Here is a 14,457-nt window from a genome sequence, read left to right as displayed (position 1 = left end):
TCAAACACCGAGCCAGGTCGCCGCGACGGCGAATCGGCGAGCTGGCATGCTGGGACCCGTGTTCGACGCCCACCTACACATCATCGACCCCAGATTTCCGCTGATCGAGAACCAGGGATACACGCCGGATCCGTACACCGTCTCGAACTATCTCTACGACGTCGACGGGCTCGGGATCACCGGCGGTGCCGTGGTCACCGCATCGTTCCAAGGCACCGATCAGAGCTATCTGTTGGCCGCACTGGAGACGCTCGGACGCGGCTGGGTGGGGGTGGCTCAGCTCGATCCGGAGTGCACGGACGAGGAGATCGTCGCCCTCGACGAGGCAGGCGTGCGGGCGATGCGATTCAACCTCAAACGCGGTGAAACCGACGTCGAGATGCTCACCACGCAGGCCCGACGCGTGCACGAACTGGTGGGCTGGCACGCCGAGCTGTACGTCGACGCGTCGTTGCTGCTCTCGCTCGAGCCGATCCTCGCGAAACTACCGGCGGTGAGCATCGACCATCTGGGACTGTCGACGCAGGGACTTCCCTATCTGTTGAACCTCGTCGACCGCGGAGTACGCGTCAAGGCAACGGGATTCGGCCGCGTGGACCTCGACATCGTCGATACCCTGCAGCAGATCCACCGCGTGAACCCGGAGGCACTGCTGTTCGGCACCGACCTGCCCGGTACGCGAGCCCCACGGCCGTTCTCCGAGACCGACATCGACATCATCTCCGGGGCCGTCGGCGGCGACCTCCCCGCTGTGCTCGACGGTAATGCCCGGACTTGGTATCGGGTGCCTTAGATCAGTACCGCTCCCCCGAGCCACACGGCCGAGGCGAGCAACGCGCCGAACAGCTCCACCAGGATGGACAGCCCGGCCGCCTTGGTGGCGTGCACGGTCGATCGCCAGGCCTCGGAATGGTTGCGGTGCCTGGGTAGTTCGGCCACGTAGACGCCGGCGATGAAGCCGATGAAGAGCCCGACGACCGGGATGACGAAGAAGCCGACGATGCCGAGCAGGCCGCCGACGATCAGCGACCGCATCGGCACTCCGGCCTCCCGCATCCGGCGGCCCGGCCAGGTGTATTTCACGACGCCGCTCAGAACCAGTAGCACCGCCGCGATGCCGAACACCGTCCACGCGGCCGTGCCGCCGGTAACCCACGCCCACACCGCAACAGCAGCGAAGATCAAGATGGTGCCCGGCAGAACGGGCACGACGATGCCGACGAGTCCGACCAGAATCACCAGGCCGACCAGTATTTCTCCGAGAGCGCTCATGGTGGTCAAGTGTGCACGCCGATCGCCGGTAAGTTGACGCCTGTGCCCCGAACCGCGACTTTCGAACGTCCTGTTTCCGGCGGCGACGCCCTGCTGTCCATCGGCAGCCTGCTCATCGGTGCCATCGCTGTGGTGGCCGCGGTCGTGCTTCTCGTCGGTGTGTTCGACCTGAATTGGGTACTCGGCTACGCCATTCCGCTGGCGACGGCGGTGTTCGCAGTTGCCTTGTGGCAGTCGCTGAGTCGCCGCGGCTGGACGTGGAAGGATCTGCAGCTCACGTCGGGTCCACGCTCACTGTGGCACCTGCTGTGGGAAGTGCCCGTCGCGTGGATCGCCGCCATGGGCGTCGGTATTGCACTCGCCGGCGCTGTCGACATAGCTCCCGCCTCCGATGCCGGCGGAAGCGCGTCGACACTCGATGCACTCGACGTGGGTGTGGTCGCCGGAACCCTCACCATCGTCTGCACTGTGCTGATCGCACCGATACTTGAGGAAATTCTCTTCCGTCGGGTGATCTTCGGGTGGTTCGACACCCGAACACGATGGCAGATCGCGGTTCTCGGATCCGCGGTGTGCTTCGGGGCCGTCCACGTGCTGCCCGCCATCGCGCTGATCATGGTCTGCATAGGCTCTGCTGCGGCCCTGCTGGTTCGACTGCACCGATCGTTGATTCCGGGCATCGCACTGCACACGATGAACAACGCCGTTGCTACCGCAGCGGTGGTGGCCGCAATCTAGACGGTCGGTCGAACCTTGCCTGCTGCCTCGCGGGCCCGAGCCCGCGCAGTCTCGATGTCCGACGCCGTAGACACCGCAACACCCATTCGCCGCCGGACGAAGCTGGCGGGCTTGCCGAACAGCCGGAGATCGGTTTCGGGAACCGCGAGGGCATCGGCGACGCCTTCGAATGCGATGCCGTCCGCATCGACACCGCCGTAGATGACCGCCGACGCTCCCGGCGAGAGCAGTGTCGTGTCGATGGGTAGCCCGAGAACGGCGCGGGCATGCAGCTCGAACTCCGAGAACCGTTGCGTACGAAGCGTTACCAGGCCGGTGTCGTGCGGCCGGGGGCTGACCTCGGAGAAGTACACGTTGTCGCCCTGCACGAACAGCTCCACGCCGAACAGTCCCCGACCACCGAGCGCCGTCGTGATTCTCTCGGCCACTTCGCGTGCCGACGCGAGTGCCGCGTCGGACATCGGTTGCGGCTGCCAGGATTCGATGTAGTCGCCCGACTCCTGCAGATGGCCGATCGGCTCGCAGAACGACGTCCCGTCGGTGGCGCGCACGGTGAGAAGTGTTATCTCGTAATCGAAATCGACGAATCCCTCGACGATGACGCGGCCCAGGTCGACTCGACCGCCCTTCAACGCGTAGTCCCACGCCGTCTCGGCGTCGGCTTCGGTCCGTACCACCGACTGCCCCTTGCCGGACGAGGACATCACCGGCTTGATGACAGCGGGGAAGCCGATGTGGGACAACGCTTGTCGCACCTCGTCCAACGAATCGGCGAACGCGTACGGCGAGGTCGGCAGACCGAGCTCCTCGGCCGCGAGCCGCCTGATTCCTTCGCGATTCATCGTCAATTGTGTTGCGCGCGCGGTCGGAATGACCACGGAGCGTCCTTTGGCCTCCACCTCGGCGAGCGCATCGGTGGCAATGGCCTCGATCTCCGGGACGACGAAGTCCGGTTGCTGAGCGTCGATCAGGGCCAGCAGCTCTTCGGGGTTGCTCATGTCGATCGTGTACGCGTGATGCGCCACTTGATGGCCCGGGGCATTGTCGTAACGGTCGACGGCAATCACCTCGACACCGAGGCGCTGGAACGCGATGATGACCTCTTTGCCCAGCTCACCTGCCCCGAGGAGCATGACCCGGGTGGCACCGGGCGTGAGTGGAGTACCGATGCGGACGGGTTCTGGGGCAGTCACAGCCCTATTATCCACACCCACATCACTTGGACGCCCTAGTACAAGTTAGTCTCCATTCACAATCGCAGCTGACGAGTCGGAACGAGGCAACAAACGTGGCTAACACTGGTGGACCGCTCGCAGGGCTCCGCGTCGTCGAACTCGCCGGGATCGGGCCCGGTCCGCACGCAGCGCTACTGCTCGCCGACCTCGGCGCAGACGTCGTCCGCGTCCAGCGCGCCGGACAGGTCTCTCCACACGACCACCAGCTGCGCAGCCGCACCATCGTCGAAGCGAACCTCAAGGATCCCGCCGACATCGAGAAGGTCCTCGGCCTGATCGAACGCGCCGACGTCCTCATCGAGGGCTTCCGCCCCGGCGTCACCGAACGACTCGGACTCGGGCCCGACGACGCCCTCGCCCGAAACCCGCGCCTGGTCTACGGCCGCATGACGGGCTGGGGGCAGGAAGGCCCCTGGGCACAGACCGCCGGCCACGACATCAACTACATCTCCGTCACCGGCGTCCTCAACGCCATCGGCCGCGACGGCGAACGACCGGTGCCACCGATGAACATGGTCGGCGACTTCGGCGGCGGATCGATGTTCCTCGTCTTCGGCATCATGGCGGCGCTCTACGAACGACAGAATTCGGGACAGGGACAGGTCGTCGACGCAGCCATGGTCGACGGCACCGCAGCACTGTCGCACATGATCTGGGCCTGGCGAGGCGTCGGAGCATGGAGCGACGACCGCGGCGTCAACCTGCTCGATACCGGCGCACCGTTCTACGACACGTACGAGACGTCGGACGGCAAGTACATGGCGGTCGGGTCCCTCGAACCACAGTTCTACGCTCAGCTCGTGACCGGTCTCGGCCTCGCCGATGCAGACCTACCGTCACAGATGGACAAGCCGCGCTGGCCGGAGCTGCGCGAGAAGTTCACCGCGACATTCCTGACCAAGACCCGCGACGAATGGGCGGCGATCTTCGACGGCACCGACGCCTGCGTCTCCCCCGTCCTCACCTTCGCCGAGGCCCCGAACCACCCACATATGAAGGACCGAGACTCGCTCATCGACATCGGCGGCGTGACGCAGCACCGTCCGGCACCGCGGTTCTCCCGCACCGAAAACGGAGTCCCGACGCCACCGCCGTCCACGGCGACCGACATCGCATCCGTCTGGGCGTAATTCTTTGCGCCGAACTCGAGGTTATGGACGCCTTTCGGCTGATTCTCGTCCATAACGTCGAGCTCGCGGTCAGAACACCAGGGCCGGCTGTTCGGATTCGACGCTCGGGGCCAAGGCTCGATACGCCGCGGCAGTGGCCGCAACTGCGGCCCGAAGCTCTTGCGGCTCACGGGTGTACGGCAGCCGAAGGTAACGCTCGAACGCACCCTCGACTCCGAACCGTGGGCCCGCGGCCAACACTGCCCCGAATGCAGGCGCAGTAGCGGCGAGCGCACTCGACACCGGTGCGGGGAGCTGAAGCCACAGCGACATCCCGCCCTCCGAACGTCGGTATTTCCATTCCGGAACATGTTCGGCCAGAGCATCTTCGAGCACATCTCGACGCTCCCGCAGTTGGGATCGACGGACCTCCAGCGCGGGTTCGGCGTCCTGCAGCAGGAACGACGACGCCAGTTGATCGACGATCGAGGTACCGAGGTCGTGTGCTGCTCGCGAGCCGGCGAGCTGCGAGACGAGCGAAGGATGCGCTCTGATCCACCCGATGCGCAGACCGCCCCAGAACGACTTGGACGCCGAACCGATCGTGACGATATCCGAACCGGACACCCGTCCGAACGATGCGACCGGTGGCGGCGGTGGCGCATCGAGCCACAGGTCCACCATGGTTTCGTCGACGATGAGCGTCATTCGGGTGTCTCGGGTGATGCGTGCGAGCTCGGCGCGCCCCTCCGCGTCGAGCACTTGCCCGGTGGGGTTGTGGAAGTCCGGAATCAAGTACGCCACCTTGGCGGCGGTTTGTCTTGCTGCACTCCGGATTCCGTCGAGATCCCAATCTCCTTCGACGGGACGAACCGGTACCGGCACCGGTCGGGCACCGACGCGCCTGATGGCTTCGAGTGCATTGGGATACGTCGGGTGATCGATCAGGACGCGATCACCGGGCGAGGTCAGCGTACCCAACAACAACCGAACCGCTTGCTGCGCACCGGAAGTGACCATGATCTGATCGGCAGTGGTGGGCAATCCGCGTTCGACGAAACGCTGCGCGATGGCCTCCCGCAGCACTGCGAGTCCGATGGGCTCCATACCGTGAGTCGGCAGATACGTCGGAAGCGCTTGCAGCGCAGACTCGTACGCTGCCGTCATGGTTCCGTCGGCCGCCGACATGGCCGCATGACTCATGTCCACCACCGGACCCGACGACGACGTCGACTGAATCAACATGCCGTTGGGGGTCGGCGCAGCAGGCAACGCCACGGTGCTGCGCGATCCCTGCTTGCTGATGAGATAGCCCTCGTCGCGCAGCACCGAATACGACGAGGTGATCGTGGTGCGACTCAGGTCGAGAGCAGCAGACAGATCGCGTTCACTCGGCAACCCGACACCCAACGGGATGCGGCCGTCGTGAATGAGCAGTCGAACTCCGTCCGCGAGAGCCCTGTACGTGGGACGGGAGGCCTTGCGCCTGCCGGATCCATCGGCCGACGCGTCGCCGCGCCAGCTTCCAAGATCTCGTGCCAGCGACGTTGCATTGAGCACTCTGGAGGGCATACAGCCCATATTCACCCACTGGCATCGAACTTTCAAGTCCATTGGGCGTTCGACTGGACTGCCTGTCGACGTCCGGTGGATACTCGACCCATGCCGAGCAGCACCCTCTTCGACACGGCCATCGGGCGATGCGGTCTTGCCTGGAGCGCGGACGGCGTGATGGCCGTGGCACTACCCGAGCCGTCGGACGAGGCGATGCTCGATTACCTGGCCGGCTTCGCCGCTGACCTAGGTCCGGTCGACGCTCTCGCCGAGGACGCGATCGATCGAATCGTGGCGCTCCTCGCCGGGCGCGCCGTGGACATGAGCCCGATCCCGTTGGTGCTCGAGGTTTCGGCGTTCGACGCCTCGGTCTACACCGTGTGCAGCGCGATTCCCCGGGGCGCAACGCTGACGTACGGAGACATCGCGCGTCGTCTCGGGCTGCCGGGCGCGGCCCAGGCGGTGGGCGGGGCACTGGGCCGAAACCCGGTACCGATCATCGTTCCGTGTCATCGCGTGCTGGGCGCGGGCCGAGAGGTAGGCGGCTTCTCCGCTCCCGGCGGGGCGAATACGAAACAACGAATTCTCGGCATCGAAGGCGTCGCCGGATTCGACGAGCCGACGCTGTTCTGAATTCATCGGCAATCGCTGAAGATACTTCTCGACCGAATAAAGCGATAAAAAACAGGACTGAAGTTGGCTTTTCAGCCAGGTATGCCGGCCGAAGACATCGAGGCGTCGACAACGGAGACCGTCGCGGCGTCGGGACCCGGACTGACATCAGAATCCTCTTCTCTACCGCCGATGGTGAATGCGCCCGTATCCGGAAGCCAGCCGATCGCTCCGCGCTGGAACAGGTTGTAGCGTCCGGAACCGGTGGGCGTCGGGCGCTCGTTGCTGATCGGATAGCCAAGTGCGCCATAGGGTCCGCCGTGCGAGAGGTACCACTCCAGGATGGGTCCGTGTACTTCGTGCGCACCACCCTCGGGGAGGGCGAACACCATCGCGTGGGTGAACTCCAACATGCCGCCCCCTTGCGGACCGAGCATGAATTCGCCAGTCTGCGCCCCGATCCACGAGTGTTCGTAAGCAAACCGATCGAATTGGTAGCTGAAAACTTCCAAGCCATTGTAATTTTCAGTCATCGACCGGCCCTCCGTCGCTTTACTTGGCCTCGATTATCCACCCGATTCGTAGACGCGCACTTCGATTCGGAGATATATGTGACGTCTGCGCTATTGGAGAAGGGCGAGAATCTCGGCGGGGATCTCATCCGTCGCTGCGGGGTCGACCACCGTTCGAGACCAGCTTCCACCCGACGCGTCCAGCCGAACCAACTGATCCGGTCCGAGCAACCACAGCTGATCCCCGGCCGCCCAGTTGACGCCATAGCCGTACGCCTCGCTGGAGGTAGCAGGAGCGCTGTACTGAACGATGCCTGCGGTGTCGACGATCTGCAGCGTCGGAGAGCCGTCGATGTCGACAACCTGAGCAGTCGATGTGCCGGATGGGGACGTCTGCGGGGACGCAAGCGCCACGGGTGCGGTCGTGGTTGTCGTTACCGGCGGCGGAGGTACCGGGACGGTCGTGGTCGTTGTAGTCGGAGGAACAGTCGTCGTGGTAGTCGGGGGTGCGGTCGTTGTCGTGGTCGGAGGAACAGTCGTAGTCGTCGTCAGAGGAACAGTTGCGACCGTTGTCGATGTGACCGGTGGCACGGATTCGGTTGTCGGCGTCGCTGGGGCGGGAGCACTTCGGGCAGCGACGCCCGCGGTGGTGGACGATGGAGATCCGCAACTGCTGGTCACACCGAGCACGAGATTGAGACGGGAGAACGTATGCGTGCGTGAGCCTGTGGCCAAGAAGGTTCCTACTTTTGCTTTCAACGTCAGTTGGTAAGTACCAAGGGCCAAGAGGCCACCAATGCTGGCCGAGCTGAAAGTCGATGGGTTCACTGCCGAAGGCGCAACCTCGAATTGAGCTACGGGAGACCCACCGACCGGGCCGAAGTCAAGGGTATAGGTGTACGCGGCATTTGTATTCGGCCATTTGAAGGTGACGGGAGTCAAAAGTCCACCGCCCTCGCATGTAAAACTTGCGGGCAGCGCGACAGTTCCAGCTGTCAGTGTCGTCGTGGCGTAGGCAACATCAGTGCTAGCCGCCAGGGTCATCTCACTTCGTGAGACACCCACCCCGGTCACAGTCGCGGCCACCGTGACAATTGCAACAGAAGACACGGCCACGTGCTTTCCGGACGAGTGTCTGGGCCGCTCATTCTTGCGCTCGCTCGGCTGCCAGGCGATCGCAATCAGCGAAGTCGACAGCACTGCACCGATTCCCCACGCAAAGGGCGTGCTGAGCCATGAGACGAAATAGCCGGCGTACGGAACGTCTGCAAATACACGCTGCGCTTCGGTGACCACATAGGTCTCCGGATCAACGACATCGTTTGCGTCGCCCTTGAGCACGAGCTCTGCGGAATTGCCAACGAGGCCAACGATCTCGGTGATGCGGTGGGTTATCTTCGTCCCGTCCGCAAGATCTACACTCACGACGTCGCCGACCTGTAATTCAGCAGCTGGGACCATTCGAGCCAGCGCGACGGACCCGGTGTCGATGGCTGGTGCCATCGAACCCGACCTGAATACAAGCGGAGTCACAGCGAAAAAGACGGCGCACATGCTGGCAGAAATACAGAGCAGCCCCATGACCGCCCCAACAGACAGTGCGAGCTCGCGAAGCGTCCCCAAGGGTGTCGTCGATGTGTTAGACACCGGTCGCTCCAGTCGCTGTGAACAGTAGCGTCAAATTCGCTTGCGTACCTTGCAGATTGGCGGCCGCGCCGGATGACAAGGTAGCCTGAATACAAAGATTCGCGTTGCCTGTCGTAGCGGCGACGGGCCCAACCGATGCATTCGGAACCATCACTGCTGAACTAGCACTGGGGACTACAGCAGTCTGTGCAGTACCGCCGGTGCACGTTTTGTTGGATCCGTTCGTGAACACGGATCCCGATGGCATCGCCGACACCGTAAGCACAGAAGACAGCGAGCCGGACCCGACGACGGAGACGCCGTACCGGAACGGGAGGCTTCCACGGTTTTGTACCGCTATGACGGCCGCCGTGCTATTACCGGGCAGGAGTGACGTTGGCGCGAGCGCGAATTCGTAAGGTTGCGTCACAGGACCTTCACTGCCGTCGAGTCGAATGTCGACCGATCCGGTGGCGAACTCACCAGATGTTGCCGTGGCACTTGTCGACCACACTGCGAGAGTTCCGACGGCACCCAACCCCAGCACCATTCCAAGCGACAGCAACGCGCGAACCCGCGCACTTCCTACGAGGCGCAGTACGCGTGCGAAAAGCGTTGTGGGAACCGCATGCGCGCCCATCAGAGATCGGTCTTCTTTCTGGCTCGTTTACTGTCGAGGCCGGCTCCGACGAATTGATACAGAGCGAAAGCGAGTAATCCAGCGACGACGACGCCGACGAACACCGACCGACGCTCACCTGTGATCCAGTTGTTCACATATCCCAAGTACGGGATGCTGTACCACACTGTTCCGCGAACCTGGACGGGCCTCACCGGGTCCTGATCAGGAGCAGAATTGTTGTCGCCCTGCGTGATGTAAAGCTGCTTCCCGTCCTTGTCGAACGTGGTGCCGACAATGCGGTGGGTTATCACACCCGGTTCACCCGATTTGATCTGATAGGTAATTGCCTCGCCGACACCCAGATTTTCTACATCGGTCTGTCGGACGACTATCAGCGTTCCCGGCGGGTACGTCGGCTCCATCGACGACGTCAAGACGGTGAGGGGCATCGCGTTACCCAACTTGGGAACCACGATCGAAGCCAAAAGTACAGCAACGACGAATAACAGCGCTGTCCACGACAGCACATGTCCTATCCACCAACGGACGCCGGTAGATTTACTGGCTGCTCTGTGCTCGCCTACTGATGTCATGGGTTGTTCTTCAGTTGCTGGGCATCGAAGGTGAACACATGCCGATACGCCACAGCCGCCGCGGGTGCAACGAGCAAGGTCGAGCGAATACACACCGTGGCGCTGGTATTGCGTGGGATATTGGTCCAACCCGCTACCCCACTGGCTGAGCCCTTGGTTTGTACGCTGACATCAGCAAGCGTGGCGACGCCGCCAGGTACCGAGCCGGTCGTCGGACAGTCCGCAGTCGACTCAACTCGTCGAGCGTCGACATGGACCGTGGCAATTCCCGCAGACGACGACGGAACCCCGACTGTGCCCAAGCGAAACTTCAGGGGGATTGTCCCTCCATTGGCAATGATCAAGGGCCGCTGAACGAAGTCACCCGTTTGAATCAAGCCTGACGGCTTCAGCTCGTCGAATTGGAAAGAAGTCGACTGCGTCGACCCGCCGGAACCCGCCGTCAGCACCAGCGTGCCCGTATTCACCGGCCCCGTCCCCGGCACGGTCGCATCGGTGCGCCACAAAGCCGCGGTGGACTGCACCGACCCGAGGGCCAGCACAGTCACCGCGATCGCAAGAGCCGCTCCGACAAGCTTCCGGTTGGAGGTCATTCTCAGCGTCAAGTCAGGCAGACGACCGGATCATGCACGAGTTTGCTGGAGCACGACCTGAAACCCGGCCAAGTTGACGGACGAGTTCTGACCGACGTTCGTAGTCGTGCCTGCATTGAAGGTGACCACAACCCGAACGTCGATCTCTTGGCCGTCGTTGGCTTCGGTCAGGAGCGGAGGGATGGCCGCTCCAGTGCCAGCGTCCCGGGTGTCTGTTGCCACCGTAATTTCACTCGCGGTGACGCCGGCACCGTAGGTGATCGATGCCTGGTTCGGAATCAAAGTCGCTTGCAAATTGTCGCCTTCGGCGTCTACACGAAACGTCACGTCGTAGGCCAAGACGTCGCCCGGCACCATGTTGAACGCCGCGATATCCAGATCGCCGGGAGTAACAGGGGCACTCGGGGAAATGTCGGTCCAAGTCCCGACTCCCACTGGCTCCAGCTTCAAAATGCCCGTCGAAATTGCACCGCCACCGGCGATCGTCTCGGTGTCACTCCACAGCGCATACGAGCCCGCGCCGCCCAGCAGCAGCACTACCGCTGCACCACCGGCGAGTGCACCCTTGGTTGCCTTGTTCATTCGTTCTACTTTCTTCGGTGGCCTCATTGGCCGAGGGGGGTGATCCGATCGGATCGTCGGCCATCCGAAGAGGCCTCCGCAATTGGTGCGATGCTCATTGTTTCGCCACGTCTACCTGGCCTGTTACCCAAGTGAGAGTAAAAGTCCAGGAGTCTTTTCGGCCGCTCGTTTCGAACTCTGCGTTTACATGTCGCAATCATCTGTAAAGCGGAGCCCTATCCGGAATCGGTCGAATCGGACACCTAACCTCGGCCGTTTTGAGGCGAATACCCGTCGGAATGGTTGTTTACAGCCGGTCTACGAGAGCGCAGCCTGTTTCATCGACACAGACGATCCTGGGTCTATCGGTCCGCACGGAGACAGCAAAAAGCCCCGAAGCAGAGTGCCTCGGGGCTTTTCGGTGACGGGTTCGGCTACCGCAGGATGTCTCGACGGACGATGGTTTCGTCGCGGCCCGGTCCCACACCGATGCACGACATGTACGCACCCGACAGTTCCTCGAGACGCAAGACGTAGTTCTGCGCGTTGATCGGCAGTTCCTCGAATGTCCGGGCACCGGAGATGTCCTCCCACCAACCGGGCATTTCTTCGTAGATCGGCTTCGCGTGGTGGAAACCGGTCTGCGTCATCGGCATTTCGTCGTGGCGGACGCCGTCGACGTCGTAGGCGACGCAGATGGGCACGGTGTCCAGGCTGGACAACACGTCGAGCTTGGTCAGGAAGTAGTCGGTGATGCCGTTGACGCGGGTGGCGTACCGAGCGATGACCGCGTCGAACCAGCCCGTACGTCGGGCGCGACCGGTGGTGACGCCCACCTCGCCGCCCTGCTTGGCCAGGTACTCACCGTGGTTGTCGAACAGCTCGGTCGGGAACGGACCGGATCCCACACGCGTCGTGTACGCCTTGAGGATGCCGAGCACCGTGGTGATCTTGTTCGGGCCGATGCCCGAGCCGACGGACGCGCCGCCTGCCGTCGGGTTCGACGACGTCACGTACGGATAGGTGCCGTGGTCGACGTCGAGCAACGTGCCCTGCGATCCCTCGAGCAGAATCGTGTCGCCGCGCTCGAGCGCGAGGTTGAGCTGCAGGCGCGTATCGGTGATGCGGTGCTTGAATCCTTCGGCCTGCTCGAGCACCTCGTCGACGACCTGCTGTGGATCCAACGCCCGGCGGTTGTAGATCTTCGAGAGCACCTGGTTCTTGAATTCCAGTGCGGCCTCGACCTTTTGGGTCAGGATCTTCTCGTCGAGCACATCCGCCGCACGCACACCCACGCGGGCGAGCTTGTCCTGGTAGCACGGGCCGATGCCGCGCCCGGTGGTGCCGATCTTCTTGGCTCCGAGGAACCGCTCGGTGACCTTGTCGATGGCCACGTGGTACGGCATGATCAGGTGCGCATCGGCGCTGAGCAGCAGATTCGACGTATCGACATCGCGCTTCTCGAGGCCGTCGAGCTCGGTGAGCAGCACACCCGGATCGACGACGACACCGTTGCCGATGACGTTCTTGACGCCCGGCGTGAGAATTCCCGACGGGATCAGGTGCAGTGCGAACTTGTCTCCATTGGGAAGAACGACGGTGTGGCCGGCGTTGTTGCCGCCTTGGTAGCGAACCACCCACTGAAGTCGTTCGCCGAACAGGTCGGTGGCTTTGCCTTTGCCTTCGTCGCCCCACTGGGCGCCGATCAGGACTATCGCCGGCATGTGCTCTCCTACGTTGCTTTCGTGCAAGGACGTGCTGCAGATGTACTCGAGCGAATGCAGCAGTCACCATTCGTCGCAGGCGCGACAGTGGCCGGGGGAACAGTCTAGCCGAGGCGGTGAGCTGGCCCGCATGCCGCTACGGTCGACGCCGAACGAGGGCACTATGGTCGTGACGAGGATTCATCGGAAGATCTAGGAGCGCCGTGACACCGTTCGTTCTGCAGTGCGGCAACCCGCTGCTGCCGATCACGCTGACCGACGTCCCACTGCGCAACGCCGACGCAGTACCGACCGACGACGATTGCAGCGCGATCTTCTCCGACATCGAATCCGCCCCCGAGCCACGCATCATCGTCCTGGGCGACGATGCGTCCCTCGCCGCGCTGCTGACGCGCCTGATGCGCACCGAACGGCTGCACGTCGAAGTCGCGTTCGTGCCGGAGAACGCAACCGATGCCGCTCACATCTACAAGCTGGGCACCGGGTCACGTGCCGCCAAGGTCGCCTTGACGGGCACTGCGTCGAGCACACCCCTCATCCGCGACGATGCAGGCAAGGCCGTCGTCGGGAGGGCTCTGCTCGGCGGTGCCGACGGAACCGACCTCGAAGGCGAGGCCTACGTCGACGACACCCGGTTGTTCTCCGGCGTCGTCCCCGGAGTCGAGGTGGCCCCCACCCCGGACATGCCCGGCCTCCGTGCACGCGTGGTCGGCCGTCGCCGATTTCTGCCGCGCCGCTGGGTGAGCGGCCGCGCCATGCAACTCGGCTCCCCCGCCGCCGAACTGACCCGCGACGGCATCGCCGGCGGCAAGGCAGTGAAGCGGTCGACCTTCTACCGCCACCATCAGGAGTGGTTGCTGGTCCGATGACCGTTCCGGTGCGGCGCGGTCCCGTCCTGCCCAGTCCGATCTTCGTCGCGGTACTCGCCATCGCCGGAATCGGCGGTGCTCTTGCCTGGACGGCAGAAGACGTCACGTCCGTCGCCGCGCGCATCGGAGTGTTCGTACTCGTTCTCGCCGGGTGGATCGCGTCGGTGTGCCTGCACGAATTCGGACACGCCTACACCGCGTTTCGAGCCGGTGATCGCGAAGTCGAGCTCCGCGGCTACCTGACCCTGAACCCGCTGAAGTACACCCACCCGCTGCTGTCCATCGTTCTCCCGGTGGTGTTCATCGCGATCGGTGGGATCGGCCTGCCGGGCGGTGCCGTGTACCTGCGCACCGGCCAGTTCTCGGCGTCGACCCAGCGGCGCATCGCCCTGGCCGGCCCGTTCGCCAATGCCGTTCTCGCCGTTGTTCTTCTGGTGGTCATCAGACTGTTCGGCACCGACGGCACCAACGCCGCCTTCTGGTACGGGCTCAGCTTTCTGGCGTTCCTGCAGATCATGGCCACGATCCTCAACCTGATCCCGGTGCCCGGACTCGACGGCTACGCCGCCCTCGAACCCTCGCTCTCACCCACCACCCGAGCGTCACTGAACCAGTTCAAGGGATACGGGATCCTCGTCCTCGTTGCGTTGCTTTTCGTGCCGGCCGTCAACGCCGCCTTCTTCGGTGCGATCTACACCTTGTTCGGATTGTCGGGGGTCCCCGAGTTCTTCGCCGGCAACGGCAACTACCTGATGCGATTCTGGATCTGACAGGTCCAGCGGGAAAGAGTGCGCGATATCGAACGCAATCGGCGGAATTCCTTCTGTTCGGGCGGGT

At 63.5% G+C, this 14,457-nt stretch carries 16 protein-coding genes; 6 read left to right on the top strand and 10 right to left on the bottom strand.

What is annotated here, in order from left to right:
• Window positions 1–46 precede the first annotated feature (46 nt).
• The gene (locus RFA01S_RS05075; RefSeq protein WP_032406542.1) at window positions 47–793 is read left to right on the top strand and encodes an amidohydrolase family protein; all 747 of its coding nucleotides are present in this window, start codon (window positions 47–49) and stop codon (window positions 791–793) included.
• Here the strand turns inward: RFA01S_RS05075 and RFA01S_RS05070 are convergent.
• Window positions 790–1,272 (bottom strand): DUF456 domain-containing protein, encoded by a 483-nt coding sequence (locus tag RFA01S_RS05070; protein ID WP_032406543.1) that lies wholly within the window; start codon window positions 1,270–1,272, stop codon window positions 790–792. The two genes, RFA01S_RS05075 and RFA01S_RS05070, sit on opposite strands and share 4 nt — an antisense overlap.
• A 42-nt stretch (window positions 1,273–1,314) precedes the next feature.
• On the opposite strand from RFA01S_RS05070, the gene RFA01S_RS05065 reads away from it, so the two are divergent.
• A complete protein-coding gene (locus RFA01S_RS05065) occupies window positions 1,315–2,010 on the top strand; it encodes a CPBP family intramembrane glutamic endopeptidase (protein WP_139278375.1) in 696 nt (231 codons plus the stop codon).
• Here RFA01S_RS05065 and purT read toward each other — a convergent pair.
• Entirely contained in the window at window positions 2,007–3,203 is a 1,197-nt protein-coding gene (gene purT / locus RFA01S_RS05060; protein WP_032406544.1) for a formate-dependent phosphoribosylglycinamide formyltransferase, read from the bottom strand. The two genes, RFA01S_RS05065 and purT, sit on opposite strands and share 4 nt — an antisense overlap.
• Window positions 3,204–3,298: 95 nt before the next feature.
• On the opposite strand from purT, the gene RFA01S_RS05055 reads away from it, so the two are divergent.
• A complete protein-coding gene (locus RFA01S_RS05055; RefSeq protein ID WP_032391242.1) occupies window positions 3,299–4,375 on the top strand; it encodes a CaiB/BaiF CoA transferase family protein in 1,077 nt (358 codons plus the stop codon).
• Between the two features lie 69 nt (window positions 4,376–4,444).
• Here RFA01S_RS05055 and yczR read toward each other — a convergent pair whose 3' ends face one another.
• On the bottom strand, window positions 4,445–5,926 hold the full coding sequence (gene yczR, locus RFA01S_RS05050) for a MocR-like transcription factor YczR (RefSeq protein WP_032406545.1): 1,482 nt from the start codon (window positions 5,924–5,926) through the stop codon (window positions 4,445–4,447).
• A gap of 90 nt (window positions 5,927–6,016) precedes the next feature.
• On the opposite strand from yczR, the gene RFA01S_RS05045 reads away from it, so the two are divergent.
• Window positions 6,017–6,541 carry a methylated-DNA--[protein]-cysteine S-methyltransferase gene (locus tag RFA01S_RS05045; RefSeq protein ID WP_032406546.1) on the top strand — a complete coding sequence of 175 codons (525 nt, stop codon included), beginning with the start codon at window positions 6,017–6,019 and terminating at the stop codon, window positions 6,539–6,541.
• Between the two features lie 71 nt (window positions 6,542–6,612).
• Here RFA01S_RS05045 and RFA01S_RS05040 read toward each other — a convergent pair whose 3' ends face one another.
• The 7 genes from RFA01S_RS05040 to RFA01S_RS05010 all read right to left on the bottom strand — a co-directional run bounded on the left by RFA01S_RS05040 (window position 6,613) and on the right by RFA01S_RS05010 (window position 12,751).
• On the bottom strand, window positions 6,613–6,957 hold the full coding sequence (locus RFA01S_RS05040) for an LGFP repeat-containing protein (protein ID WP_255283968.1): 345 nt from the start codon (window positions 6,955–6,957) through the stop codon (window positions 6,613–6,615).
• A gap of 186 nt (window positions 6,958–7,143) precedes the next feature.
• Window positions 7,144–8,586, bottom strand: a complete 1,443-nt coding sequence (locus tag RFA01S_RS28670) for a signal peptidase I (RefSeq protein ID WP_261308155.1) — start codon at window positions 8,584–8,586, stop codon at window positions 7,144–7,146.
• Between the two features lie 85 nt (window positions 8,587–8,671).
• The gene (locus RFA01S_RS28490) at window positions 8,672–9,298 is read right to left on the bottom strand and encodes a SipW-dependent-type signal peptide-containing protein (protein WP_052060520.1); all 627 of its coding nucleotides are present in this window, start codon (window positions 9,296–9,298) and stop codon (window positions 8,672–8,674) included.
• The gene (locus RFA01S_RS05025) at window positions 9,298–9,873 is read right to left on the bottom strand and encodes a signal peptidase I (protein ID WP_032406548.1); all 576 of its coding nucleotides are present in this window, start codon (window positions 9,871–9,873) and stop codon (window positions 9,298–9,300) included. The genes RFA01S_RS28490 and RFA01S_RS05025 overlap by 1 nt, the downstream gene beginning before the upstream one ends.
• Window positions 9,870–10,466 carry a hypothetical protein gene (locus tag RFA01S_RS05020; protein WP_052054742.1) on the bottom strand — a complete coding sequence of 199 codons (597 nt, stop codon included), beginning with the start codon at window positions 10,464–10,466 and terminating at the stop codon, window positions 9,870–9,872. The genes RFA01S_RS05025 and RFA01S_RS05020 overlap by 4 nt, the downstream gene beginning before the upstream one ends.
• 30 nt (window positions 10,467–10,496) lie before the next feature.
• The gene (locus RFA01S_RS05015) at window positions 10,497–11,048 is read right to left on the bottom strand and encodes an alternate-type signal peptide domain-containing protein (RefSeq protein WP_032382206.1); all 552 of its coding nucleotides are present in this window, start codon (window positions 11,046–11,048) and stop codon (window positions 10,497–10,499) included.
• A gap of 413 nt (window positions 11,049–11,461) precedes the next feature.
• Window positions 11,462–12,751: an adenylosuccinate synthase gene (locus tag RFA01S_RS05010; RefSeq protein WP_027494295.1), complete on the bottom strand. Its 1,290-nt coding sequence runs from the start codon at window positions 12,749–12,751 to the stop codon at window positions 11,462–11,464.
• Window positions 12,752–12,954: 203 nt separating this feature from the next.
• Here RFA01S_RS05010 and RFA01S_RS05005 point away from each other — a divergent pair, with 203 nt between their 5' ends.
• Together RFA01S_RS05005 and RFA01S_RS05000 are read left to right on the top strand one after the other, a co-directional pair.
• On the top strand, window positions 12,955–13,620 hold the full coding sequence (locus RFA01S_RS05005) for a hypothetical protein (protein WP_052053266.1): 666 nt from the start codon (window positions 12,955–12,957) through the stop codon (window positions 13,618–13,620).
• Complete coding sequence (locus tag RFA01S_RS05000; RefSeq protein WP_032406637.1) at window positions 13,617–14,390, top strand: site-2 protease family protein; 774 nt, start codon at window positions 13,617–13,619, stop codon at window positions 14,388–14,390. Before RFA01S_RS05005 ends, RFA01S_RS05000 begins: the two co-directional genes overlap by 4 nt.
• Window positions 14,391–14,457 lie beyond the last annotated feature (67 nt).

This window comes from Rhodococcoides fascians NBRC 12155 = LMG 3623, from assembly GCF_001894785.1.
Lineage (GTDB): Bacteria > Actinomycetota > Actinomycetes > Mycobacteriales > Mycobacteriaceae > Rhodococcoides > Rhodococcoides fascians.
This window is presented reverse-complemented; position numbering and strand designations above follow the sequence as displayed.